This is a genomic window from Neorhizobium sp. JUb45 (genome assembly GCF_004343585.1).
Classification (GTDB): domain Bacteria; phylum Pseudomonadota; class Alphaproteobacteria; order Rhizobiales; family Rhizobiaceae; genus Neorhizobium.
Genome location: NZ_SLYW01000012.1, coordinates 39,506 through 62,956 on the forward strand (window position 1 = coordinate 39,506; position 23,451 = coordinate 62,956).

Below are 23,451 nucleotides of genomic sequence, written 5' to 3' on the forward strand. Positions count from 1 at the left end.
GGTGCCGTCAGAAACGCAATCATCTCACCTCCGACACCATAAGAAGGCGGGATCACGCGCCTGAATCTCATCAACCACCAATGTATGAACGAGCGAAACTCGATCTTCTGCAGGCGTGGTTGATCGGCGCAATCCAGTCATTCCGCTTCGACAAAAATGCGTCAGATCTAATTCTGGGTGGAAATTTCCTGTGCCGCCGGAGCCGTTCTCAGCGACAATCACAATATCAGAACGCGACTGGCGATAAGGTAAAATAGGGTTGGATGAAATTAAAACTGAATGATGTTTGTGGGGATCGACCCCTTGCCGCACCCGCGGCCCTTGGATGCGGCTATTGTGGAGAGCGCGTCCGCGTGGCGGAATGCGATGGTCTTTTGGGTTTGAAAGAAGGACGTCGCTGATAACACGGCCGCCCGGATGACTGGCGCAGTTGTTCCTATGAGCCAGCCCCTGAACAGAAGAGCTTGCCGCAAACATCCGCCAGCCGCTGCCGTTCTGCTTCATCGGCATCAATCCAGCCGAACTGGTCGAGGATGCCGACCAGTAGCCTGGCGATTTCTTCGGCGGTGATGTCCTTGCGGAAGATTTTGTGGACTTGCTCCTTTCGGATATTGTCGGCAACCCAGCCGACCATCTGCTGTTTCGTCACCGAGCAGCCTGGAGGATGGAAAAAGCCGATCTCCGTCAAGGAGCGGTCGCTGGCCATAAAATCCAAAAACCTCCGAAAACTTACCGCAACCCGCTCTTCAAGCTCGGCCTTCTGAGTATCGGGGGCGATCAGGTTTGATAACGTGACAAGCCGCAGACTCTCCCGGAACTCCTCTACCAGGGCCTCATAAGTCGACTCCTTGGAATCGAAATAAAGATAGAAAGACGGTTGGCTCAACCCTGCCTCGGCGACGATGTCGCTGACCTTGGTGCCGTGGAATCCGTTTCGGGCAAACACCGTGATTGCGGCCTCTCGCAGCCTGGCACGCGTCTGCTCGCCCTTGCTCTTATGTCTGACAGGCATGGTTCCGTTCAGTTTTTTCTCGATATGACCGCTCTAACAGCATTTCACAAATTCTTCATCCCGCAAGCGTGGAAATTAATAACCGTACTGACAGATAATATTAATGGTGAGTATTAATAGAGCATTTTATGACCACACCTGTTGTCGCTATTTTCGTCGCCAAGGCCGGTTCGGAGCAGAAGCTGGAAGAGCTTTTCCGCGGCGTCATCGAGACCACCCTCAAGGAAGAGGGCTGCATCACCTACCAGCTCAACCGTGATGCCAATAACCCGAGCCGCTTCATCTGGACGGAAGAATGGACGAGCCAGGCATTGCTCGACAAGCATCTGTCTGCGCCGCACATCGCCGAGCTGTTCGCGCAGGTGCCTGACCTCGTTGGAACCTCCGAGGTTCTGCCGCTCGTCAAGCTGGCCGGGGGCGCTGTATGAAACTTTACATCTACGAGCACTGCCCGTTCTGCACGCGGGCCAGGCTGGCTCTAGGTGTGAAGAATATTCCGTATGAGACGGTGATCGTCATGGAAGGCGATGCCGAAACGCCGACCCGTCTCATCGGAAAAAAGGCCGTTCCAATTCTGGAGCGGCCGGACGAGCTTCATCTTCGTCTGCTGGTTCATTTCGGTGAGAAGAGAATATGCCGCCAGCGCATCCGGTATCCGCAAACGCGATCTGGCACGCCTCGCCCTGCAGAGCGCATCCTGATCTCTATGTAGATCGGATGACTATCCGGTGGATAAGCGATCGAACCCAATCAAATAATATGTTGTGGCAAATCATAAGTTCCATAACAAATCTTATGAGATTAAAATGTGTAAGGGGGTACATTCTATTTCCAAGTGCGACATGCCAGTAATTTCAATGGCTTCACTTTGGAGATTTTGGCATGTCCCGATGCTATACGCAGATTACCCTTGCCGATCGCCGTCGTCTTCATCAACTGGTGGCAGCAAAGGTTCCGGTCAACCAGATGGCGCGTCAGCTTGGCCGCCATCGCTCGACCATATACCGCGAGATCAAGCGCAATACGTTTCGGGATCGTGAACTGCCCGACTATGACGGATACTACAGCACGGTTGCTCACGACATCGCGAGGGACCGTCGACGCCGGTTGAGAAAGCTGCGGCGCCATCCGGCTTTGCGCACCGAGATCATCAACCAGTTGGAGGCTCGCTGGTCTCCGGAACAGATTGCCGGACGTTTGCTGTCGGATGGGCTAAGCCGTATTCGCGTGTGCAAAGAGACCATCTACCGCTTCATCTACAGCAAGGAAGATTACGAGCTTGGGCTCTATCAGTATCTATCTGAGGCTCGCCGTAAACGTCGTCCAATGCGTTCCAGGAAGCCGCGCGACGGCGCGTTTCCGGCTACCCACCGGATATCCCAAAGGCCTGATTTCATTGGAGATAGATCGAGTTTTGGACATTGGGAGGGAGACCTCCTCATCTTCGAGCGTCCACTCGGCCATGCCAATGTCACCACCCTCGTGGAGCGCAAGAGCCGCTACACCGTTCTCATCAAGAACCCGAGCCGGCACTCAAGGCCAATCATGGACAAGATCATCAGAGCGTTTTCGCCGTTGCCGGCGTTCGCGCGTCAGAGCTTCACATTTGATCGGGGTACCGAGTTTGCCGGGTTCAGGGCTCTGGAAGACGGGATTGGTGCGAGGAGCTGGTTTTGCGACCCAAGTGCGCCGTGGCAAAAAGGGACCGTCGAGAATGCAAACAAGCGTATTCGACGCTACTTGCCCGGCACCACAGATCTGGCAGCAGTGTCGCAACGCGACCTTCTCCAACTCACACGCGACCTCAACGATCAACCGCGTAAATGCCTCGGATACATGACGCCGGCCGAGATGTTCATGGCTCATTTGCAAGAAGGAGGGTGATCCCCTACCCTAAAGCGCAGGCATGGTGCACTTGGGTTAGCTTGATCAAGCCCGCAAGTCGCGCTTCAGCGTGAACTCACAGTTTGCCAAGACGTTGTCACTTACTAGGCGACAGGTTGCGGAAATAGAAGTCGCAAACCCAACACTCGAAACATTGGAAAAGATAGGCCAGTTATTCGGATTGCGAGTTGGTTTCGTGGCCAAATGGTTCTTCGCGGCGTGAAACGCGGGCAACACGGACCTTGGGAAGCTCTGATTTTCAAGAGCTGCGTTGTGGGCGTCAGACAGGAATTTGTCGCGCAGTTTTCAATTTAGACCGCAGGACTAATCTTTTCATCGTCATGACGCCGCGCGTGCCACTTGATCGTGCGGTCGCGTGCTGACCGGCAAACCCCTACCGCCTTGTTTCTCCATCCTCTGCGCTCTAAGTATCTTAGAAAGTCCGGAGGAATTATGGATCGTGTACTCAGCAGTAAGGCCGAAACTGGTGTCCAGGGACTGGACGACGTTTTATCCGGCGGCTTTACACGCAGACATGTTTTTCTGCTTGAAGGCTCTCCCGGCACTGGCAAGACGACGATTGCCCTGCAGTTTCTGATCGAGGGCGAAAAGCTCGGTGAGCGCTGTCTTTACATCAGCCTGTCGGAATCCGACGAAGAGCTTCGCGACTGCGCGCAATCGCATGGTATGGAAATCGGCGATGGGATCGAGATTTTCGAGCTCGTGCCGCCGGAAAGTCTTCTCGATGCCGATCAGCAGCAAAGCCTGCTCTATTCGTCGGACCTAGAGCTTGGTGAAACGACAAAATTGATTTTCGAGGCATTCGAGCGGCTGAAGCCACAGCGCGTCGTCATCGACAGCCTTTCGGAAATCCGCCTTTTGGCGCAGAGTTCACTGCGTTATCGGCGGCAAATCCTTGCATTGAAACATTTCTTCTCGCGCTCGGATGCCACCGTCCTTCTTCTCGACGACATGACATCGGAGAATTTCGACAAGACGGTGCATAGCGTTGTTCACGGCGTCATTCACCTCGAGCAGCTTGTGCCCGATTACGGCTCCGAGCGCCGCAGGCTGAGGGTCATCAAATATCGTGGCCAGTCGTTCCGCGGTGGCTATCACGACTTCATCATCAAGACCGGCGGCGTTGCAGTGTTCCCACGTCTTCGGGCGATCGAGCACAGGACCAGCTTTGAACGCATCACGCTTTCCAGCGGCCTACCGGAATTCGATGGTCTGCTTGGGGGCGGCATTGAGCGCGGATCCAGCACATTGCTGATTGGTCCTGCCGGGACCGGTAAAAGCCTTTTCGCCCTGCAGTTCGTCAATGCCGCGGTTCAGCGCGGGGAAAAAGCGGCCATCTTCGTATTCGACGAAGAACTCGGCCTGCTTTATGCCCGCACCAAGTCGATGGGTATCGATCTGGAAAAGCTGCATGACGCCGGGCTTATCCACATCGAGCAGCTCGATGCAGCCGAGTTGTCGCCGGGAGAGTTTGCCCAGCGCGTACGCGATCGCGTTTCAACCTATGACGCCAAGACGGTCGTCATCGACAGTATCAATGGTTATCAGGCATCCATGCCGGAAGAGAATGCGTTGATCCTGCACATGCATGAGCTCCTGCAATATCTGAACCGGCAGGGTGCCAATACCTTCTTGACGGTGGCGCAGCATGGGCTGGTCGGCGACATGAAGTCACCGGTCGATGTGACCTATCTCGCCGACAGCGTGATCCTGCTGCGCTACTTCGAAGCGCTGGGCAAGGTCCGGCGTGCTGTGTCCGTTATCAAGAAGCGTACCGGCCCTCACGAAGACACCATTAGAGAGTTCAAGATTTCCGGCAAGGGCCTTACTCTGGGTGAGCCGCTTTCCGGCTTCCAGGGTGTGCTGCGTGGCGTTCCAAACTTCGTTGGAGAACGGCAGCCGCTTCTTCCCCTGACCGATGAGGACGGCGACCATTCCTAACAGCGACGCAAGCGGCCTGATCTACGCTCCAATCGGCCGCGATGCACAGATTGCAGCGTCGCTCCTGAAAGAAGCGGGCATCAACTCGGCGGCGGCAGCGGATATCCCGTCATTCGTTGCAAGCCTCGGCGATCACATCGCGTTCGCTATCGTCACAGAGGAAGCGTTTCGATCTGCCGATTTACGAGCCATTTCCACATGGATCGCGGCCCAGCCCAGCTGGTCGGATCTGCCGTTCATCATCCTGACCAACCGCGGTGGCGGCCCGGAACGCAATCCGGCAGCGGCAAGATTGTCCGAGGTCTTGGGAAACGTGAGTTTTGTAGAGCGACCGTTTCACGCAACGACATTCATCAGTGTTGCCCGATCCGCCATGCGCGGCCGGCGCCGGCAGTTTGACGCCCGAGCCAGAATAGAAGATTTGGATGAAGGCGAGCGTCGCCTCCAGACGGCTCTCAGCGCAGGCCGGCTTGGAGCCTGGGAGCTTGACCTCGCCACCAATGAACTCACCACGTCGAAAACCTGCAAGTCGATTTTCGGACACGGTCCTGATGACAGGTTTTCCTATGAAGATCTGTTGTCGGCGATCCATCTCGACGACGTTGACCGCATGCAATCTGCCGTCAGAGCGACGATCGATACCGGCGTCGACTATGCAATAGAATATCGAACCATCTGGAAGGATGGATCTGTTCATTGGGCGGAGGTTCGCGCGCAGCTTTACAGAGATAGGTCCGGCAAAGCCATCAAGCTGGTCGGTGTCTCTGCCGACATCACGGCGCGACTGGAAGCAGAAGAACAGCAGCGACGGTTGAACGAGGTTCTGGAGCAGCGCGTTGCAGAGCGAACACGTGAACTGGAGTTTGCTCATGCCGCTGTCATGGATGAGGTCGGGCATAGGGAGCGTGCCGAACAGCAACTGCGCCAAAGCCAGAAGATGGAAGCCATCGGTCAGCTGACCGGCGGCGTGGCGCACGACTTCAACAACCTTCTGATGGCGGTCCTTGGCAATCTCGAACTCCTGCGCAAATACGCTGGAGACGATCCCAAGGTGATCCGCCTGATTGACGGCGCGCAGCAAGGCGCAAAGCGCGGCGCGTCCCTTACCCAGCGGCTTCTCGCCTTTTCGCGCCGGCAGGATCTTCGCATCGACCCGGTGGATATGCGAGCGCTCGTGTTCGGGATGGAGGATCTCCTGAAACGATCGGTCGGTTCGACGATCGTGATCGAAACGAATGTGCCGGACCAGCTTCCCCTCGTGTCTGCCGATGCAAACCAGGTGGAACTCGCCCTTCTCAATCTCGCCGTCAATGCGCGAGACGCAATGCCGGACGGCGGAACAATCCACCTCGGCCTGGAAGAGGTCGTGCAGCCTTCGCAGGTCGGCGAGCTGGTCGCCGGTCGTTACGTCGTCCTCTCGGTCACCGATCAGGGCTGCGGCATGGACAATGAGACGCTGCAGAAAGCCATTGAGCCCTTCTTCTCGACCAAGGAACTGGGCAAGGGAACCGGACTGGGTCTTTCCATGATCCATGGTCTGGCCTCCCAGCTGAACGGCGACCTCAAGCTGACCAGCGAGGTGGGCAAAGGAACGAAGGCCGAGTTGTGGATCCCAGTCTCGACGGCACTTGTGACCGTAGACAAGCAAGCAGGAAGCGCATTGGCTGCGCCTGCAACGACGTGGGCTGGTCCGAAACGGATCTTGCTGGTCGACGACGATATGCTGATCGCCATGAGCTCCGCTGACATGCTGATGGATCTTGGACATGACGTCGTTGAAGCGCATTCGGGCCTTGAGGCTTTGGAATGTTTCGGGGACGGATCGGGCTTCGATCTTGTCATCACGGACTTCTCGATGCCCGGTATGAACGGTGGAGACCTAGCCATGGCTGTCCGTGCAATCGCTCCTAATACGCCAATACTTATCGCATCCGGCTATGCGGAACTTCCAGCAGACCTCAACCTCGACGTCGCGAGGCTGGGTAAGCCCTATACTCAGGAGCAATTGATCCAGGAGATTGGCAAGCTCACATCCGGACCTTAGGCATCCCGTATTGGTGGTCACGTTTCTGACTCGGCAAGCGACAGCTGGTGGTCGGCAGCCTTCAACACGCACGAAATCCCGATCGGGAGAGATAACAGGCCCGCCTATCGGACATATGTGCACGTGTCCCTTAAGGGCAACGAAGCGTCCAATCGCGGGATACTTCTGTCGGTTGGAGCAGTGCAGGCATCAATCCGCATAAAAGCATCGAGCTATTACAACGACGCGACACGGCGGAGTGGGCGGGCGGCACGGCTGCTGAATTGATTGTCGTCTTTCAGTGGAAATGCTTCAAAGGCGAAGACACTCGTTCTCGTCGGCAATGAAGGATCGATAGATGGCGACCAAGACGACCCTCAACGCCAAAAATCTCGAAACGCTCGGTGCTCCACGTCTGGCAGAACTTCTTATCGAAATCGCCACCGGCAATGCGGCGCACAAGCGTCGCCTGCGCCTGGAGCTTGCCGGCGACCATTCGAGTGCGGAGGTTGCTCGCGCGGTGCGCAAGCGCCTTGGCAGTATCGCGCGTGCCCGAACCTTCATCGACTGGAAAAAGATCAAGGCAACCAGACTGGATCTTGAAACACAGCGCAGGATGATCGTGGAGACCGTTGCGACGGATGATGCCTCTGAGGGTTACGAACTCATCTGGCAGTTTCTGAACCTGGCGGATTCGATTTTTTCCCGCTCGAACGATAGCAGCGGTTCGCTGATGCAAATCTTTCATCAGGGGTGTGTTGATGCCGGTGTCGTCGCTGCACGCGCGGCGATCGCATCCGACGTGCTTGCGGAAAAAATCATCAAGGCCATACAGGGCAATAACTACGGCCAGTTCGACCCGCTGATTGGCGTCATGGCGGATGCCCTCGGCCATGAGGGGATGGAACGCCTGAAAACACTTTTGTTGGAATGGTCGAACGAACCTCAGGAGACACCATCCGAGATGGAACGCGATATCCTCGGTTGGAGCGGAGCGGGACCGCTTTACGAGGACGAGGTTTTCGGGCGTCACCGGGATCGCACGATCCGCTATGCCTTGCAGGAGATCGCCGATCAGCAAAACGATGTGGATGCCTATATCGCCTTGCAGCCGCAAGAGACGTGTGCTGCACCAATGGTCGCCGCCGATATCGCCAACCGTCTCACGGCGGCAGGGCGTGCCGCCGAAGCGCTTGATATTCTCGATCGGGTCGATGACCGCGGCCGTGGCAGCCTACCGTTCGAGTGGCAAATCGCACGTATCGACGCACTGGAGGAGCTCAAGAGGCCGAATGACGCTCAGGCATTCCGGTGGCAGTGTTTTGAACAGTCTCTGAATGAAGAGCACCTGCGGGCCTATGTTCGCAGGTTGCCTGATTTCGACGATCTGGAAGCGGAGGAGAAAGCTTTCGATTACGTCCGGAATTTCCCCGAGGTTCATCAGGCGCTGTCTTTCTTTATGAGATGGCCCTCCCCGGCGGACGCCGCGAAACTGGTAATGAAGCGTGTCGGCGAACTGGATGGTGATTTCTACGAACTGATGAACGATGCCGCCGACATGCTCGGCGAGAAACATCCGCTGGCAGCAATGATGGTCTTGCGCGCCATGATTGACTTCACCCTGGAAAATGGACGATCCAGCCGATACAAGCACGCCGCACGGCATCTGACGGAATGCCTGTCACTTGCAAGCCAGATAGAGGACTATAGCGGTATCGAAGCTCACGAGGATTATGTCGCTCGGCTGATGCGCGAGCATGGACGTAAATCGGGCTTCTGGAACCAGGCAACATGAACGTTCTATGCAAACACGCATAACGACCATTTTGTGCATAGGTGCGAACGTCACGGCTTATACCTTCGACCTTGCATGTCTCCGTCAGCATCGCCACCTTCGCCATGACTGCAAATCTGGACGGGGCCAAAAGCCATGTCCTCCCATCGTCTGCCACATAGGCGCATCGCATGTTTCATCTTATATTCGGTCTGCCATGGCTGATTGTCGTTCTGCGTTTCATAGAGCCGATGCCTTGGTCACTTCCGGTGAAGATCGTCGTGGCCGCATTTCTCCTGATTGCATCCCAATATCATCTCATAAGCCGTCTTTCTTCCGGATCCGTCCTGTCGCCGGAGTTTCCGCGACCGCTGATCATCGGCTTTAATGTGCTTTTCGGTGCGATCGTGTTTCTGGGCATATTCCAGATCGCGCTGGATATTATCTCGTTGATGCTTGCCGTTGCGCGTTGGAGGTTTCCAGACGTGCCTGTCGAGGTCCGCTATGGGATCGGGCTCCTCTCCCTCGGTCTGGCAGCATACGGAGTCGGGCAGGCGATAAAGATACCACCTCTAAAGGAGGTGGTGGTCGAGATAGCTGGGCTACCGAAAGCTTTCGAAGGATACAGGCTTCTCCAGCTTACAGATCTGCATGTCAGCAGGCTTTTTACGAGGGGTTGGTCACAAGAGATCGTTGCGCGATCGAATGCACTCGACGTTGATCTGATTGTTATTACTGGAGACTTCATCGACGGAAAGCTCGATGCGCGTCGCAACGATATCGCTCCGCTCGCGGACTTGCGCGCCCGTGACGGTGTACTGGCGATACCAGGCAACCACGAATATTATTTCGGGTATGATCAGTGGATGAAGCATGATGCGCAACTGGGCATCCGCATGCTTCTCAACGAGCACGCCGTGATAAGAAAAGACGGCGATGAAGTGGTTGTTGCGGGCGTTACCGATCTTGAGGCGCTCAGTGGTACCAATCCGGCGCCCGATCTGGACGCTGCGCTTGCAGGCACTCCCAGCGACGCGCCGGTTATATTGCTCGCGCATCAGCCCAAGATGGCACCGCGCGCGGCGGCGGCTGGTGTGGCCTTACAGCTTTCGGGCCATACGCATGGCGGCATGGTTCGCGGGCTGGACCTGTTGGTCGCCCGCGGCAATAACGGCTATGTTTCCGGCATGTATCAGGTCGGTGGCCTGCAACTGTATGTCAACAACGGAACTGCTCTTTGGCCAGGCTTCGCAATCCGCCTCGGCGTCCCTTCCGAGCTGACTTTGATCAGGCTCAAGGCAAAGTCCTGATATCTCGGTAGGTTTCCGACGATTCATCGGCAGCAAACCATCGTTAAGCTCGACTGGGAAGATGAACATCGCCGGAGCATGGTTGGCCTGGAACAGGTCAGCTGCCTACACCATCACTATTGAGCTGCCGTCAGGCAAGCATGAATGGCACTTCGCTCTTATTGCTCGGAACCACGATCATCTGACAGATAATATTGTCGCTGCCAGCGATCTCATTCGCGAGCCGCACAATTTTCGCGAGCTCACGGCTGGATGGAACGCTACCGTCCAATACGATGAAGGAGCCGCTTTCTTCGACGCGAACGTCGCTGCAATCGACGTTTTCCAGATATCTCAATTCAGCCTCGATCGCCGGCTTGCCGCAAGACGTGCCTGGCTCGCGCGAAAAGCTGAAAGCAGCGCCAGCATTGAAAGTGTTGAGAAACATCGGATACTCCATCTGAACATGAACGTCAGATGAATAGAACATTTAGGTGGCGTTTAAGTTCCATAGATAGTCCGGCTGGGAACGGTTACCCATTGAGATTGCCACGTCGACGATGAAGGCGCGCAGTCCTAGCGGATACTGAACGGAAAATACTTCGCATTGATCCCGTCATAGGTCCCATCGTCCTGGATTTTCGCAAGCGCCTGGTCCAATCGCTGGAGAAGTGCGGCGTCATCCGGTCGCACAGCTATGCCTGCGCCTTCTCCGAAATATTTAGGGTCTTTCACGTCGTCACCACGGAACTCGCAGCAGCTTCCCGCCTTGGTGTTCGTCAGCCAATCATAGATCGCGAGCTTGTCTTCAAGGATGACATCGACCTCCTCAGCTTCCAGCGCCTTGTAGAGATCGGGCGAGGAAGGATAAACGACCCGCTCGATATTGCTGTAGCGATCGTTGGCGAAGCTGGCCTGGGCAGTCGAGAACGTGACACCGAGCTTTTTGCCCAACAGTTCGTCAGCCTGCATTCGTTTCAGCGGAGAGGCTTTCTGAACGACAAATACCGAAGGGCTGTCATAATAACGGGCAGTAAATCTGACCCTTTCCTTTCGTTCCGCGCTCATGGACATCGACGATATAATCGTGTCGTATTTGACAGCCAGGAGATTGGGAATCATGCCGTCCCAGTCCTGAACGACTAGCTCACATTTCAGCTGGGCTGCAGTGCAGATCGCGTTTGCGATATCAATATCAAACCCCTGAAGTACATTGTTGGAATCCCTGTAGTTGAATGGAGGAAAAATACCTTCGACGGCAACTTTGATCGACGCCTCTTGCCCGTAGGATGTTGCGGTACCGAGAGATCCCAATGCCGAAAGTGCCATTGCGAAACGTAATAAAAGGCTCGTCCACTTACCTCTGATATACATCGTTCCTCCCCAGCCACCCCGTTGCGGCGCAGTCATTAAGCCACACAGATGTTAATTTATGTTATTGAGAGAATTGCAATTTAAATTCGCCTTTATAAGCGTTTAGCAATCTTTTTGCTGAATTCTGTCCCAAAATATGGGGGCGGAAGTGCTTGAACATCTCACCGGCGCAAGAACAAATAGCTTTTTTCGCCGCAGGAACTCTCGCTTAATATTTGTTCCGATAGTTACCATCGGCATTGCCGCAACCTTGCTGGCCGTACTGGCAACCATCTGGGCCGGCGCAGAGAGCGATGTAGCGGCCCTCGAACGCCAAAAGGCGCTGGTCACAGCCAAGCTCGCGGATCAAGTCAATCAGATGGCCAGAGACGTGGCGATGGTCGCTGCGGGCTATGCCTCTCTTCTTCCGGACAATACATCTGACGGCGCCCGAGCCGACCGCCGAGAGGCTCAGGTGTTCGGCGAAACCGTTACGGAGGTGTTTGATTTCGAACAGTTGCTCCTTGTCGACGACGATGGTGAGCTTCTGTCTGACGGCGATCCTGCTATCGCGCGCCGTTACCAATGGGTAAGGCCCCTCCTCGCCAATCTTTTCAGCAAGGTGCGCGACGGACGATATCAGGCAGCGATACGCGGGGAGTTATCTCCATCGATCAGCGCCGAGATGTTGCGCCTGGAAGGTCGGGCATCCATCGTCGCCATATCATCGGTCATCTTCGACGGCGAAAGAGGCGAACCGGGCGGGATGCCAACGCCGCGAGCCCCCCATTATCTTATTGGGTTTCGCTTTCTGGACGGAACGATCCTTGACGATCTTAGCCGCGAAATGGGGCTCAAGGGCGCACGGTACGCTCGAACTACCGATGCTGAAGATGGGGAGGTTGCCTTCCAGGTAGAAGCGAGCGCAAATGGTGATCCGATAGGTGTGATCATCTGGTCTCCGGATCTTCCCGGTTCCAAGGTCATTGAGAGGCTCACGCCATACCTCTGCGCTGCCATCGCAGTGATTGGCGGACTTTTCTTGCTTCTGGTGTTACGCCTTAATCGGAGCTGGAAGGAACTGCATCGTAGCGAGCAGCACGCCAGGGAACTCGCCCTACAGGACGTCCTAACACATCTTCCGAACCGCGACCTTTTCAGCAGACGGCTCAAAGAATGTTTCACATCGACATTGTCAGATGCCAGCATTGTCGTCGGCTTCATCGACCTCGATCGCTTCAAGGCCGTCAATGACTCCTTCGGTCACGCCGCCGGCGATGAGTTGATCATCAAGGCGGCAGAACGCATGAACGAGGTTCTTGACGGGCGCGGAACTCTTGCACGACTGGGTGGCGACGAGTTTGCAATCCTGCTTCCTGTGCGTCGACACGAGCTCGCCGCACAGATCGGTATTTTCGAAGCTATAGTCTCGGCAATTGATCGCCCCTTCGCTTTGAGGCAGGGAGAGGTGACAGCGCATATCGGCTGCTCGATAGGCATTGCGTTCAGTACCCATCATGATTGTCTGCCGGAGGAACTTCTTCGCCGGGCCGATGTTGCCGTCTATCAGGCAAAGGCGAAAGGACGCGGCCGCCATGTTGTCTATGACGCCGAGATCGAGACGGGGCAACGTGAGCGTGAGCGACTGATCGAAGAATTGCGGACAGAGCTTTCACAGATCGAGGCTGCCTCTCTGTCCGGTCGCATGGCAGACGCGTTGTACCATTCCGCGCTCGAAGTCCATTTTCAGACGATCCATCGGGCTGGAGAGGAGCACCATGTTACCGGCGCTGAAGCGCTTGTTCGTTGGCGTCACCCGCGGCTTGGTCTCCTATCGCCGGACAAGTTTATACCGCTTGCCGAAAGTACAGGGTTGATAGCCCCGCTGGGCGATTACATCCTTGAGCAGGCGTGCCGGATCGGATTGACGAAACTCCAAGATAAAATGATCGCCGTGAATATCTCTCCAATGCAGCTGAGGCATGAAGGTTTCGCTGACAGAGTGCTGACCACGTTGCAGCGAACTGGCTTTCCATCATCCTGTCTTGAATTGGAGCTGACCGAAACGGCGCTGGTAGACAATCCGCAGCAGGCCAAGGAAATCCTAGGGCGACTGCGAAACGCAGGGATAAAGATTGCGCTCGATGATTTCGGCACGGGATATTCGTCGTTGAGCCATCTCATCCATTTCGGCATAGACCGCATCAAGATCGACCGCTCTTTTGTGCGGCTCCTTGATACGCAGAGCAATGGCGCAGCTATCGCTGCGGCGGTCACGAGCCTTGCCCGCAACCTCGGCATGGAAACGACGGCGGAGGGTGTGGAGACACAAGGACAACGGGATTTTCTTATCGCCATCGGCTGCACGGATTTGCAGGGTTATCTGTTCTCACGGCCTGTCGCCGCTGACGATTTGATGATTGGCGATTCTGATTGTCCGCAACACGCTTTGCGGTCCAGTGCAAGCTGATCCACCACTTACGTCAACATAAAGTAAGGTCTGCCCGCACCTCCGTTTGATTGCCGATGAATGAAAGTGACAATCCATGACCAATGATCATCAAGACAACTCAGTTGGCTTATTTCGATCCGTTCGTTGAAACGACTCTCATCAACGAGCCGGAACAAGGCTATGCGCGTTATGTTTACATATGTGTTCGTTCTCAGGGCACCCGCGATATCGAGCGTGAACGTTATCTAAGCTCACGCGCGGCGGGACCGATGCCTTGAGACGGTCCGGTCGCCAATGCATGGCAATCGACAGATCGAATAGGCTGGAGAGCATGGTCTCAGCCTCAGGCCAGCGCGCTTTTGACAGCGGCGAGACCACGACGCAGGAACGGGTCCGAATGGACGTAGAAGAACTGTACACCCTTGGCTCGCCAATGCGGGATCTCGTCGAGCGTGGCGAGTGTTCCGGGAATCTTTCCGGCAGCGCGAATCTTGTCGACCGCAACTGCAACCTTGCCCATGACGACATCCGGACGCGGATCGCCGAATGGCGGAGCCGGCGGGTAGCCCATGTCCTGCGATGGCTACCAGCTGATCTGGTCCCGCCCGAACCGAGACTGAGAAGCCGGCCCCGCCTGAAAGGGCGGGGTCATTTTCTCAATGAATACAGCATTGCTGTAATTGCCGGATTTTACAGCATCATGATCGTATGAACCGGTCGACGACCCACAAGAAGTAAGAGATGCCCAGCCGAAACAGATCCTACACGACGGGCGATCTTTTGCGGAAGTCCAGGGACATCATCGCCGAGGCGCTCCGCCACCCTGTGACGATTACTCAGCGCAGCAAACCTCGCCTCGTCATTTTGAACATAGATGATTACGAGCGGTTGATGAGACGCGCGGATGCCAGATCCGTCTGGACGATTAATACCATGTCTAATGGACTGGTCGCAGAAATGGAACGCGCTGTCGATCAATATGCTGACGATGACGAGGTTGGGCGCTGAGCGTGTTCGACGACATAAAGACCGCGGCCGTCATTCGCTATCCTTATCTTTGGAACCGGGAAGCCGGGAAGGGAGAGACAGAGGGACGCAAGGAGCGGCCCATCGCGGTCGGAGTGAGGATCGCCCGCGCTGACGGAGACCTGGTACTGTTCTTCCCTTGCCTATCACCACGAAACAGCCAGAGCGCAGCCGGTTCGCTTTCGAGATACCGGCAATCAAAAAAAGTCGAGCCGGTCTTGATACTGACCCTCAGGTCTGGATCATCATGGGTGAGTTCAACGGCGACGTGATTGGCAACTCTTTCCATATCGAGCAGAGCCTCGATCGGTCAGTTCAGCAAGGCGTTTTTCCTGCCGATTCTGCGTGAATTCTATGCACGACATCAATCGTTCTCCGAGGTCGCCCTCCATCGCTGAGGTGACAGCTTTGATTTATCAAGACCCTGAAACGCATCGAGCCGTTCATGGATACTCGCGACCCAATTCTTCCGGAAAAGAACCATAGGGCTGATCGCGGGTCTGTACGGAACGGTTTTGCCGGGGGCGGTCGGTCCCGCCTTCCGCTGCGCGTCGCTTTGCTAAGGCTCCTGCGGCAGCCCCTGTTCCGGTCAAAACCGTGTCGAGAATTCCCGATTTCACGCCCGTACCGGGCGTCGCTATGCTGAAAGCTCTGATACTCTTCATTATTTGCCCCGGATCTTCACCTGATGTCTTTCGATCCGGCGGCGCATCCGCGCTGTGATGATCTCGGTGACCAGTTTGCGATAGGGAGAGGTTGGGTCTGCTCCGATACTCCCAGTTTAGCGCTGCAAGCAGCCGGCATCAAGTATGCGCGGTCCCCCCGATTTTGCGAGACTGGTGATACCCGCCCAACAATATCGGCTCCCCCACTCCCCGGCTCTGCCGGTCGCATGCGCGATCGCTGACCCCGTCCGCTTTACGCGCTGCAGGCTCTCGTCTTTCGAAACTCAAGGAGAACGGAACGATGACGATTTCACTCGAAACACTGATTGAAGAACTGCTCGCCGACTTGTCGAATACGTGGGATCCGGCCGAGCCTCGGCTGCTGATTGCTGAGCTCGATCGCCATGGCCGAGCTTCAAGTCCTTATTTCAGACCTGTCCGGCCCACATGATACCGAGCTACCTTGTCGAAAGGCGGCAATCAAACTGAAGACATCCGGGAAGTATTCGAAGCGCAAGGCTGACTATAGCAATCGGCAGGCAACAGTCAGCTGTAGGAGATCTTACCTGAAAAGCTTCTGATTTCGCCGTTTCTTGGTGTCGAGCCGCAGAGCGAATGTCCTGAGCGAAATCGCCTCTTGAGTGCTGCGTTCGTCTGCCGAAAACGGCTTGGTCTGAATGCCGTCTGCCGAAGGGACATCCGACCCGGTCTGAGGATGGGCAGTGGTGCCTTCCCGAAGTTCTAAAATCATGCTCACGAGGCCCATACACAAAACCGCCTTTCCATCATGGAGCTGAAGCCTAACATGCTATTCATGACGACGGAATAGTGCCGTGCCTTCTGCCGGAATTCATACTGATCGCGTGAGCTGCAAGCCCGTTGACTTCAATGCGGTTGATCCATCGCAGTTTCCACATCGCGCAACCAGAAATAATAGCTGCAACGAATATGGCGGATGAATTTGACAAGGGTAGCACTATCGGCTTACGTACCGATCGATCAGTTTGCGCAAATGCGCATTTTGGAGCTTCAGCTTTACGGCAAGCTGTTTGCGAAGCTCCTCGATGTCTCGATCAAGGTCGACCATCTCATCCGAGTGCGACTTGAAGCCCGTGGCCGCTTCTTGCACCGGATCGACAGCCGGAAGAGTGATTTTTTCGTCTTCCCGCGCGACGACAGGGCGCTTGGCTTTGACAGGTGATGGCGCTTTCACGACCCGCCGACGTGCCGCAGGTTTCTCGGGCTCTTCGCTCGCTTTTAACGGAGAAGCCAACTCCGCCTTTTTCTCGAAGGGCACCAGCTCATCGACGGGTGTGGTCGCCGTTACAGTTCCGGCATCATCGACTGTTGCCGGGTTCATGGCGACATCGGGTTCGGAAACAATTTCCGGTACAGACGACGCGGCGACAGCGTCTTCGACATCCGCAGGACTGGCGTCGGCGCTTGCCACGATCTTGTTCGCGTCGGCTACAGGCGGCGTTGCCTCGTCGGCACTAGCCTTGGGTTCAGTCTCGGTTTCGTCCTTGGATGATTTTCCTGACACCAGGTCCGCAAGCATTTTCCACGGTGTTCTCATCGCACTTCAACCTCGGTTTAAAGACGGGATGGCTCCCGTATCAATAAATGCCGGACCTCCAGAAAAGGTCCGGCCAAATGTTCGGTCCCGATCGTGAATGTACGGCCGCGATCGAGTGGGCAAATCAGACCTTGCCGAGCTTCTTCTTGAGATCGGTGTTTTCGGCGCGCAACTTGTCGCCAAGTTCCTTGCGAAGAAGCCTGTTTTCTTCTTCGAGCTTCAGCAGGTCGGAAAACTCGTCGGATACAGGGGCAGCAACAATTGGTGCGGGGGCGGCTGTGACGGGCTTGGTGACGGCGGCGGCACGCGGCGCCTTGGTTGCCTTTTCGGCTTTGGCGGCCTTCACCAGCTGTGCTGCAGCGACTTTTTCGCCGCGCTTTGCACGGGTCTTCTTGGCAGGTGCATCCGCCGTGGTCGTTGTAGTAACCGCTTCGGCAGCAGGCTTTTTGCGATTCGGACCACGGGTCTTTTTCGCGACCGGCGTGGGAGTGGCAGGTTCCGGCGTAGCAGTTTCGGCGTTGACGCCAGTATTCATCTCATCAGCCATCAGTAATCTCCTTGCTGGGCAGGCCTCTCATTGATGGACATGCGCGCAGAGTCAACATGTGAAGGCAATGCGACATGTCCAGATGCTTTTTGCGGGGTTAATACTTTTTGGTCAATTGGATGCCGCTTCGTGTGCTTAGGAAAAGCGATCGATTTGCGAATATTCTTTGATCGCCAACCTATCTGGTGACATGTTTGCATAGGTTTCCGGTTCTGCTGTTTCCGCTACCCGAAAAGGACCATTCACTGCTCCTGCGTTCGATTCTACTGAGACTGCACGAGTGCCTTCTGCAGGCATTTTATTTCTTGCCTTGGCAGGAGGCGCGATGGTTCGGTCAGAATGCTGCGTGCGGATGCCGTCGAGTTGCTGGAAACTCTCATTCGAGACGTTAGCGTCCTGCTCTTGTCACGGACTTGAACAACCATGCTGGTGTATGGTTTATGACGCGGCATGAGCTCTGATTCCAAAATCTTTGTCGGCCTGAAGCCAATCCGCAAGAAAGCCGCCCCCGCGCTGGATGTTAAAGGTCCACGATGCCAATGGGATGGATGCAGCAAGACGGGTACGCATCGTGCGCCGGTCGGGCGCGATGCCGAAGGACTTTATCTGCTTTTCTGTCTTGAGCATGTGAAGCTCTACAATGCCGGGTACAGTGCCACGGGGCAATCCGAAGGCCAGACCGCCCGCTATCAGAAGGAAGCGGTCTCGGGGGCACGCGCGACGCAAGGACAGGTTGCGCGCGAAGCTGAGGAAATCCCCCTCCCCTCGACGCAGCGTTCAGGCTCGGCCAAGTCATTGAACGCGCGCAGGAGTGCGGCGGAGCGTCAGGCCCAGAAGGCTGAACTCCAAAAACGGAAGCTGAAAGTGCTTGAAGCGCGCGCCTTCGAAATCCTGGGCCTGACTGAAGACGCAAGTGCAGACGAGATCCGTCGTCGCTACAAGGAAAAGCTCAAGATGCATCATCCTGACGCCAACCAAGGTGAGCGGGACACTGAGGGCCAACTTCAGGCATCGATCGAGGCGTACAGGATCCTCAAACTGAACGGTTTCTGCTGACCTTGTCGATAAGCAGTGCGCGGCTTCTGGTGTGAGCGCCGACGGTGCGTCATGCGGGCAAGCCAACTGCAGAGAATTGGTCGACGGGCCGGTTGCTTCGGCTTCCATCAACGCCACTTGTGAGATCGAAGGAAAGCAGCCATCAGCATGGTAGGCATCTCGAGCTTGCAGCCCGGTTTTTCCTTGGCTGTGATTGCAAGCCGGGTCGGCATGATAACTGATCGTGGTACGGCTCGGGCCGTGATGGCAGCGACCAATGCGGCTAATTAGTTATCTGGCGAAGCAGACTGTAGTGTTGGGTCCGCGTTTTCGCCTGAGATGAACGACTTCCAGCCTGCGGCGTCCCTTTGCCGCTTTTGCTAGTTCTCCTTAGGCGGGCTCGATGAGGCAGGTCTGACCGGCAACCGGCTTTGCCTCGATCGTCTTCCCGCAACGGCAGTCACGAGATTTGTTGCCCCGGACAGCTTTGCCGCCCTCCGCTCCATCCAACAAATCTCCTGTCCTGCCGCCCTCCATTGCATTGCGGCCCTTTGGGTGCGGTCCGATCGTTGCCAGTCTTTTCGACTGCTATCGAGGCCGCAATGGAGCGGCTAGATACAGCAAAAGGAACCACGATAATGGCTACCATCGGCACATTCACCTCTGAAAAGAACGGCTTCACCGGCTCGATCCGCACACTCGCTCTCCACGTCAAGGCACGCATCGCCCGCGTCGAAAACCCTTCCGAAAAGGGACCGCAGTTCCGCGTCTACGCCGGCCCGGTCGAGCTTGGCGCCACCTGGCAGAAGACGTCCGGAGAAGGTCGCGATTACCTCTCTCTCAAGCTTGACGATCCGAGCTTCCCGGCCCCGATCTATGCGACGCTGACGGAAGTTGAAGGCGAAGACGACCTCCAGCTCATCTGGTCCCGCCCAAGTCGCGACTGACACCGGCCCTCGGCCCTGCCCAAGGTGGGGCCGAACCGCTTTGAAAGGCTGGCAAAAGGTGATGGCGGCATCCGCGCTGCTCGAAAAGTCTTGGGCGCGATGAACGGAGCGCGAGATGTTGGTCGACGGTTAAGGTTGTAGGCAATGAAGTTTGATATTTGGGTAGGGATCAGTGCGTAGGCGCTGATCCGCGTTTCGTAGGGGAATACCCTCGGCTTCGCTTAAGGCGTGTCAGGTCGAGAAACAGGATCACCGCTTCTTTTTCGTTCACGAAATAATGGGCCAGTTCCTGCCCTTGCGTTCCAATCCGACCCCAGCGGCGTCGCAGGCAGATTTCTCCGAACAGCGTGCGCTCAATGGCAAGGGTATAAAACCGCGCCATGTTCTTCCGTCGGTCGGTTCGCTCGATATAAATCCGGTAGGGTTGCGTGATCATGGCCGAGATTCGCGCATCTCGAATCTGCGGTCCAACGAGACTTTTGAATCGGTCAGGTGACATCGATTCATTCGCGTGAAGTTTTTTGCGGACTTGGCCCCGGCGATGCGAAATGCACTCTGCACTTTTGTCGGCTTCACACGCCAAGCGCAGGATAAGGTCAACCGATCGCGTTGTTCTGCTCAGCGGAGTGTCCGGAAGGCAATCGAATAGATCAACGCACTCGCAAGAGCGATGAGGTCGAACAGCAAAAACATTGCCGGACCTCCAAACGCTGCAAGTGTCAAACCGCCGATGATCGCTCCAAAGAAGTTTCCGGCATGGCTTATGGCATGCGCACCGAAGTAGCTGCCGCTTCTTGGACCGGAAACCAATGTGTCCACCAGCACAAATTCTGCGAGAACGACCAGAACCTCGGCAATGGACAGAAGAACCATGGACGCCATCAAAGCCGGCAAGGCGGTCGAGATGGCGAAACCGATCTGGCTTGCACATAGCATGATACAACCTGCCAACAGTCCGGGCAGGCCCCCAATGCGCGCAATCATCCGCCGGACGATCGGATTGGCCAGGAGCACAACAATACCGTTGGCCGAGATCAGGATCGCATATGTTTGTGGGCCGTCTGCTGTCGTGGACATGAGGTAGGGACCCATGGTCGCAGACCAGTGACTATAGACCGAAAGCGCGAGCGCACTGCCGCAGATCAGACTGAGCAAGCGCCTGTCCTTGAGTGCGTCCCAGATGATGGCGACTAACCGAGAGGTGCCGGTGATGTCGACGGGCGTTTCATCGGGCACCGGCATATTGACGAGGAGGAGAACGAAAAGCAGCACCGCAAAGATCATCCCCGCGATCAGAAAGCCTGTGAGCGTCGCGGGGCCCGCGGCAACACTGATGATCGGACCGATCGCCCATCCCAGGTTCGATGCCGTATAACGCCAGGAATAGTGGATGAGCCGATCCCGCTCCTGCGATGCATCGCTGATGATTGCCCTCGATATCGGGCCGAACACTGCGATCGAAATTGCCGCGATCGTATAGGCGATGACGTAGAGCAAGGCCCCGCCCGCCAGTCCCATGGCTGTTATGCTCAAGGAAAGCATCCCCAGCACAACTGCAACAACCGCTTTCCGTCCGATCGTGTCCGACCACGTACCGGCGATGGGAGCGCAAACCGCCCCGAGCAATGGACCCGTGCCGACGATCAGGCCGATTTCGGCCAATCCCATATCAAAATCGCGATACATGACGATTGCAACAAACGTCAGGCTCGTGGCGCGCGCCACGGAAACAAAGAACGAGCCGGCAATGATGAAGACGACGGCCTGCGGCATGCGCAGCGCATCGTCCAGGGATCTTCGTAAATTCCTCAATGTCGCGTACTCCGGCGTGTTGTTACGCTCGTCGGATTGCCTCGGCATTTTCTATGACTGCCGTCGCGGGTGTTTTGTGAAAAAGGAGAGTTCGCATGGCAGGAAACATGCGTTTGTCGAAGTCTCTGGCAAGACTGCGGCTGGTCGTAGATTCGACCGGATTCGAGCCTGCACTGCGCGACGTTTCCGCGATCTACGGCCTGAAACACACGACATGCCTCATCGTGCGCGCCAATGTCGGCACGAAACTTTATCCCTTTTTCTGCACGACATATCCACGATGCTGGACGGATATCTACCTTGCGCGTTCCTATTTCAAGATAGATCCCGTGGTCGGCAGTATCCGCTGGGCACGTCTGTCGGTGGACTGGTCCCGCTTCCAAAGGAACTCGCCGGCTGTCGATCAATTTTTCGAGGAAGCACGCCTGCACGATGTCGGCACGAGTGGCCTGACGGTGCCGGTCAGGGGACCAGGTGGCGAGCGCTCGCTGTTTTCCGTTTCGTCCGATCTGCCGACGCAAACCTGGGCGAAAATCAGTGAAGGACTGAGCCATGATCTCCAGATCCTTTCCCACTATATGCACGAAAAGGTCATGACTGTTGTCGACATCCAGGCTGGCTCAGCGGTCCGCCGTCTTTCTGCACGTGAGAAACAGTGCCTTGAAGCACTCGCATCGGGCCGGCTGCCAAAACAGATCGCGGCATCGCTCGGCCTGTCAGAAAGTGCGGTCAGGCTTTATCTACGGTCTGCCAAGCGCAAGCTCGGCGCATCGACGACCTATCATGCTGTCGCCAAGGCAAGCCTGTTCGAACTGATTTCGATCTGAGCGACGCGGGCGGCGACACCGTCAATCTGCGTCCATTTCCACACCCGTCAATCTGGCGAAATTGGCAGGTTGTTGCTGTCTCAAATCACATCCAAACTCTGCGTTTGCTGACCGACCGCCACCGCCTGACGCGGTGAACCGGCGGCTTCCACCTGCAAAATCGCATAGGCTGGATGGAGAAATGTCGTGATCGATGCCGAGCTTTTGCAGCGGTGGCGCAACGCGCCGCGTCTAAACGACTTCGCTGCTTTCTTTGAACGGACCGCTGCCGGCCAGGGTGGCGCGCCTGATCTCGCTGAGCCAAATATCGATCTCGGCCTGCTCGACTTCGATCTCGAAGCGCGTGTCTTTGCCGATACGCACAGGCGTCTCTGGGGTCCCTTCGATTTTCATTATTTCGCGAGCATTCCCTACCGCCTGGAAGAGGAATGCCGGTTGGGGCCGGCTCTCCTTCGCACGGCGCTTGGGACATGGGCCCAGACGGGGCGGCCAGCGAGCATCTATACGCTCGGCACCGGCACGGGCTGCCTTGCTCGTACGCTAGCGCTGTTCGGCGCCGGCCGGATTGAGGCATTGTGCTGCAGCCCGACGGCCTCCAACGAGCAAGCCTTTCTTGCGAACCGCGCCAGCGATCACGCCTTTTTTCATCATGGCCCATTCTTCGACCTTGATGCCGATCGATACGCAAGCGATCCCGAACTTCGACGCTTTGCCGACGGCTTCGACATCCTGTTCGAGGACACCACGTTTCAGATGTACGACGCCGATCGCATCCGGCAGCTTGAGTTTGTCTATCCGCGCATCAGGCCAGGCGGGCTTCTGGTCCAGGTGCAAAAACTCGCGCACCCGGATCCGGAGCAATACCAGGCACGCGAACGACAGAAAGACGAACTGTTCAAGTCGCGTTATTTTTCTTCGATCCTGATTTCCGACAAGAAGGAGGAAGTGCTGGGCACGATGAGTGACATGCAGGTCGATAAGGACACCACGATCGCCGCGCTCAAATGCTTTTTCCGCTATTCCGTTGCGACCTGGAACAGCGGCAATTTCTATACGATCGTGTCCTCCAATTCCCGCGCAGCCATTGTTGAATTCATATTTCTCCTGTTGAGACCGGCAATCCCTCCGGCATTCAGTCACACCGACCTGCCCGCTGTCTGGAATGAAACTGAGGCACACCCGATCTCGACCGCTCTTTCATGGCGCTGGCCGAATTTCACAGCTGGTGCCGCTGCCAGTCCGCGGCTGGCATCATGAAAACCGGGGG

Annotated in this window: 24 protein-coding genes and 2 pseudogenes; 17 read left to right on the forward strand and 9 right to left on the reverse strand. The window is 56.3% G+C overall.

From position 1 onward, the window contains the following. Positions 1-24: 24 nt before the first annotated feature. Positions 25-504, reverse strand: a complete 480-nt coding sequence (locus tag EDF70_RS26625) for a hypothetical protein (protein WP_132280255.1) — start codon at positions 502-504, stop codon at positions 25-27. Then, on the reverse strand, positions 437-1,012 hold the full coding sequence (locus EDF70_RS26630; protein WP_132280258.1) for a TetR/AcrR family transcriptional regulator: 576 nt from the start codon (positions 1,010-1,012) through the stop codon (positions 437-439). Before EDF70_RS26630 ends, EDF70_RS26625 begins: the two co-directional genes overlap by 68 nt. Before the next feature lie 128 nt (positions 1,013-1,140). Between EDF70_RS26630 and EDF70_RS26635 the strand changes: the two genes are divergently transcribed. The 8 genes and pseudogenes from EDF70_RS26635 to EDF70_RS26670 all read left to right on the forward strand — a co-directional run bounded on the left by EDF70_RS26635 (position 1,141) and on the right by EDF70_RS26670 (position 9,965). Further along, on the forward strand, positions 1,141-1,440 hold the full coding sequence (locus EDF70_RS26635; RefSeq protein WP_132280261.1) for a putative quinol monooxygenase: 300 nt from the start codon (positions 1,141-1,143) through the stop codon (positions 1,438-1,440). Beyond that, on the forward strand, positions 1,437-1,724 hold the full coding sequence (locus tag EDF70_RS26640; protein ID WP_132280264.1) for a glutathione S-transferase N-terminal domain-containing protein: 288 nt from the start codon (positions 1,437-1,439) through the stop codon (positions 1,722-1,724). Before EDF70_RS26635 ends, EDF70_RS26640 begins: the two co-directional genes overlap by 4 nt. Before the next feature lie 170 nt (positions 1,725-1,894). Next, on the forward strand, positions 1,895-2,896 hold the full coding sequence (locus EDF70_RS26645) for an IS30 family transposase (protein WP_132280267.1): 1,002 nt from the start codon (positions 1,895-1,897) through the stop codon (positions 2,894-2,896). A gap of 453 nt (positions 2,897-3,349) precedes the next feature. Then, a complete protein-coding gene (locus tag EDF70_RS26655; RefSeq protein ID WP_132280273.1) occupies positions 3,350-4,858 on the forward strand; it encodes an ATPase domain-containing protein in 1,509 nt (502 codons plus the stop codon). Next, entirely contained in the window at positions 4,836-6,902 is a 2,067-nt protein-coding gene (locus EDF70_RS26660) for an ATP-binding protein (RefSeq protein WP_132280276.1), read from the forward strand. The genes EDF70_RS26655 and EDF70_RS26660 overlap by 23 nt, the downstream gene beginning before the upstream one ends. Before the next feature lie 141 nt (positions 6,903-7,043). Beyond that, a pseudogene (locus EDF70_RS30475) lies at positions 7,044-7,169 on the forward strand (integrase); the annotation flags it as partial. Between the two features lie 70 nt (positions 7,170-7,239). Next, positions 7,240-8,676 (forward strand): DUF6880 family protein, encoded by a 1,437-nt coding sequence (locus EDF70_RS26665; RefSeq protein WP_132280279.1) that lies wholly within the window; start codon positions 7,240-7,242, stop codon positions 8,674-8,676. 170 nt (positions 8,677-8,846) lie between these two features. Next, positions 8,847-9,965 carry a metallophosphoesterase gene (locus EDF70_RS26670; RefSeq protein WP_132280282.1) on the forward strand — a complete coding sequence of 373 codons (1,119 nt, stop codon included), beginning with the start codon at positions 8,847-8,849 and terminating at the stop codon, positions 9,963-9,965. A gap of 130 nt (positions 9,966-10,095) precedes the next feature. On the opposite strand, the gene EDF70_RS26675 is transcribed toward EDF70_RS26670, so the two are convergent. After that, entirely contained in the window at positions 10,096-10,392 is a 297-nt protein-coding gene (locus EDF70_RS26675; protein WP_165932150.1) for a BON domain-containing protein, read from the reverse strand. Between the two features lie 128 nt (positions 10,393-10,520). Continuing rightward, positions 10,521-11,273 carry a transporter substrate-binding domain-containing protein gene (locus EDF70_RS26680; RefSeq protein ID WP_245519390.1) on the reverse strand — a complete coding sequence of 251 codons (753 nt, stop codon included), beginning with the start codon at positions 11,271-11,273 and terminating at the stop codon, positions 10,521-10,523. A 193-nt stretch (positions 11,274-11,466) separates the two neighbouring features. On the opposite strand from EDF70_RS26680, the gene EDF70_RS26685 reads away from it, so the two are divergent. Both EDF70_RS26685 and EDF70_RS30100 read left to right on the forward strand, forming a co-directional pair. Beyond that, positions 11,467-13,767, forward strand: coding sequence for an EAL domain-containing protein (locus EDF70_RS26685; RefSeq protein WP_165932151.1), 2,301 nt, complete (start codon positions 11,467-11,469; stop codon positions 13,765-13,767). Between the two features lie 83 nt (positions 13,768-13,850). After that, positions 13,851-14,027 carry a hypothetical protein gene (locus tag EDF70_RS30100; protein ID WP_165932152.1) on the forward strand — a complete coding sequence of 59 codons (177 nt, stop codon included), beginning with the start codon at positions 13,851-13,853 and terminating at the stop codon, positions 14,025-14,027. A gap of 65 nt (positions 14,028-14,092) precedes the next feature. Here EDF70_RS30100 and EDF70_RS26690 read toward each other — a convergent pair. Then, positions 14,093-14,329 (reverse strand): annotated as a pseudogene (locus EDF70_RS26690) (2,4-dihydroxyhept-2-ene-1,7-dioic acid aldolase); the annotation flags it as partial. A gap of 161 nt (positions 14,330-14,490) precedes the next feature. Here EDF70_RS26690 and EDF70_RS26695 point away from each other — a divergent pair. The 3 genes from EDF70_RS26695 (at position 14,491) to EDF70_RS30105 (ending at position 15,891) form a co-directional block, all read left to right on the forward strand. Next, a complete protein-coding gene (locus EDF70_RS26695; RefSeq protein WP_132280294.1) occupies positions 14,491-14,757 on the forward strand; it encodes a type II toxin-antitoxin system prevent-host-death family antitoxin in 267 nt (88 codons plus the stop codon). A gap of 157 nt (positions 14,758-14,914) precedes the next feature. Beyond that, entirely contained in the window at positions 14,915-15,124 is a 210-nt protein-coding gene (locus EDF70_RS30480; RefSeq protein WP_245519381.1) for a hypothetical protein, read from the forward strand. 617 nt (positions 15,125-15,741) lie between these two features. Continuing rightward, on the forward strand, positions 15,742-15,891 hold the full coding sequence (locus EDF70_RS30105; RefSeq protein ID WP_165932153.1) for a hypothetical protein: 150 nt from the start codon (positions 15,742-15,744) through the stop codon (positions 15,889-15,891). 525 nt (positions 15,892-16,416) lie between these two features. On the opposite strand, the gene EDF70_RS26705 is transcribed toward EDF70_RS30105, so the two are convergent. Both EDF70_RS26705 and EDF70_RS26710 read right to left on the reverse strand, forming a co-directional pair. Next, the gene (locus EDF70_RS26705) at positions 16,417-16,998 is read right to left on the reverse strand and encodes a hypothetical protein (protein ID WP_132280297.1); all 582 of its coding nucleotides are present in this window, start codon (positions 16,996-16,998) and stop codon (positions 16,417-16,419) included. A gap of 142 nt (positions 16,999-17,140) precedes the next feature. Continuing rightward, positions 17,141-17,563, reverse strand: a complete 423-nt coding sequence (locus EDF70_RS26710) for a SyrB-like regulator (RefSeq protein ID WP_132280300.1) — start codon at positions 17,561-17,563, stop codon at positions 17,141-17,143. Positions 17,564-18,013: 450 nt separating this feature from the next. Here EDF70_RS26710 and EDF70_RS26715 point away from each other — a divergent pair, with 450 nt between their 5' ends. Further along, positions 18,014-18,619, forward strand: coding sequence for a DnaJ domain-containing protein (locus EDF70_RS26715; RefSeq protein WP_132280303.1), 606 nt, complete (start codon positions 18,014-18,016; stop codon positions 18,617-18,619). A 617-nt stretch (positions 18,620-19,236) separates the two neighbouring features. After that, positions 19,237-19,545, forward strand: a complete 309-nt coding sequence (locus tag EDF70_RS26720; RefSeq protein WP_132280306.1) for a DUF736 domain-containing protein — start codon at positions 19,237-19,239, stop codon at positions 19,543-19,545. 169 nt (positions 19,546-19,714) lie between these two features. Here the strand turns inward: EDF70_RS26720 and EDF70_RS26725 are convergent, their stop codons facing one another. Both EDF70_RS26725 and EDF70_RS26730 read right to left on the reverse strand, forming a co-directional pair. Beyond that, complete coding sequence (locus tag EDF70_RS26725) at positions 19,715-19,981, reverse strand: WGR domain-containing protein (RefSeq protein ID WP_132280309.1); 267 nt, start codon at positions 19,979-19,981, stop codon at positions 19,715-19,717. Between the two features lie 182 nt (positions 19,982-20,163). After that, positions 20,164-21,405 (reverse strand): MFS transporter, encoded by a 1,242-nt coding sequence (locus EDF70_RS26730; protein WP_132280312.1) that lies wholly within the window; start codon positions 21,403-21,405, stop codon positions 20,164-20,166. Positions 21,406-21,452: 47 nt separating this feature from the next. On the opposite strand from EDF70_RS26730, the gene EDF70_RS26735 reads away from it, so the two are divergent. Together EDF70_RS26735 and EDF70_RS26740 are read left to right on the forward strand one after the other, a co-directional pair. Then, positions 21,453-22,184, forward strand: coding sequence for a LuxR family transcriptional regulator (locus tag EDF70_RS26735; protein WP_132280315.1), 732 nt, complete (start codon positions 21,453-21,455; stop codon positions 22,182-22,184). Between the two features lie 186 nt (positions 22,185-22,370). Continuing rightward, entirely contained in the window at positions 22,371-23,441 is a 1,071-nt protein-coding gene (locus tag EDF70_RS26740; protein ID WP_132280318.1) for a class I SAM-dependent methyltransferase, read from the forward strand. Positions 23,442-23,451 lie beyond the last annotated feature (10 nt).

Coding starts and splice junctions, on each gene's coding strand:
- EDF70_RS26670 (WP_132280282.1), top strand. CDS start 8,847: ATGTTTCATCTTATATTCGGTCTGCCATGGCTGATTGTCGTTCTGCGT.
- EDF70_RS26640 (WP_132280264.1), top strand. CDS start 1,437: ATGAAACTTTACATCTACGAGCACTGCCCGTTCTGCACGCGGGCCAGG.
- EDF70_RS26710 (WP_132280300.1), bottom strand. CDS start 17,563: ATGGCTGATGAGATGAATACTGGCGTCAACGCCGAAACTGCTACGCCG.
- EDF70_RS26730 (WP_132280312.1), bottom strand. CDS start 21,405: ATGCCGAGGCAATCCGACGAGCGTAACAACACGCCGGAGTACGCGACA.
- EDF70_RS26725 (WP_132280309.1), bottom strand. CDS start 19,981: ATGATCACGCAACCCTACCGGATTTATATCGAGCGAACCGACCGACGG.
- EDF70_RS26705 (WP_132280297.1), bottom strand. CDS start 16,998: ATGCTTGCGGACCTGGTGTCAGGAAAATCATCCAAGGACGAAACCGAG.
- EDF70_RS26695 (WP_132280294.1), top strand. CDS start 14,491: ATGCCCAGCCGAAACAGATCCTACACGACGGGCGATCTTTTGCGGAAG.
- EDF70_RS26625 (WP_132280255.1), bottom strand. CDS start 504: ATGAAGCAGAACGGCAGCGGCTGGCGGATGTTTGCGGCAAGCTCTTCT.
- EDF70_RS30100 (WP_165932152.1), top strand. CDS start 13,851: ATGATCATCAAGACAACTCAGTTGGCTTATTTCGATCCGTTCGTTGAA.
- EDF70_RS26735 (WP_132280315.1), top strand. CDS start 21,453: ATGGCAGGAAACATGCGTTTGTCGAAGTCTCTGGCAAGACTGCGGCTG.
- EDF70_RS26715 (WP_132280303.1), top strand. CDS start 18,014: ATGAGCTCTGATTCCAAAATCTTTGTCGGCCTGAAGCCAATCCGCAAG.
- EDF70_RS26645 (WP_132280267.1), top strand. CDS start 1,895: ATGTCCCGATGCTATACGCAGATTACCCTTGCCGATCGCCGTCGTCTT.
- EDF70_RS26675 (WP_165932150.1), bottom strand. CDS start 10,392: ATGTTTCTCAACACTTTCAATGCTGGCGCTGCTTTCAGCTTTTCGCGC.
- EDF70_RS26665 (WP_132280279.1), top strand. CDS start 7,240: ATGGCGACCAAGACGACCCTCAACGCCAAAAATCTCGAAACGCTCGGT.
- EDF70_RS30105 (WP_165932153.1), top strand. CDS start 15,742: ATGACGATTTCACTCGAAACACTGATTGAAGAACTGCTCGCCGACTTG.
- EDF70_RS26720 (WP_132280306.1), top strand. CDS start 19,237: ATGGCTACCATCGGCACATTCACCTCTGAAAAGAACGGCTTCACCGGC.
- EDF70_RS26680 (WP_245519390.1), bottom strand. CDS start 11,273: ATGGCACTTTCGGCATTGGGATCTCTCGGTACCGCAACATCCTACGGG.
- EDF70_RS26635 (WP_132280261.1), top strand. CDS start 1,141: ATGACCACACCTGTTGTCGCTATTTTCGTCGCCAAGGCCGGTTCGGAG.
- EDF70_RS26655 (WP_132280273.1), top strand. CDS start 3,350: ATGGATCGTGTACTCAGCAGTAAGGCCGAAACTGGTGTCCAGGGACTG.
- EDF70_RS26660 (WP_132280276.1), top strand. CDS start 4,836: ATGAGGACGGCGACCATTCCTAACAGCGACGCAAGCGGCCTGATCTAC.
- EDF70_RS26630 (WP_132280258.1), bottom strand. CDS start 1,012: ATGCCTGTCAGACATAAGAGCAAGGGCGAGCAGACGCGTGCCAGGCTG.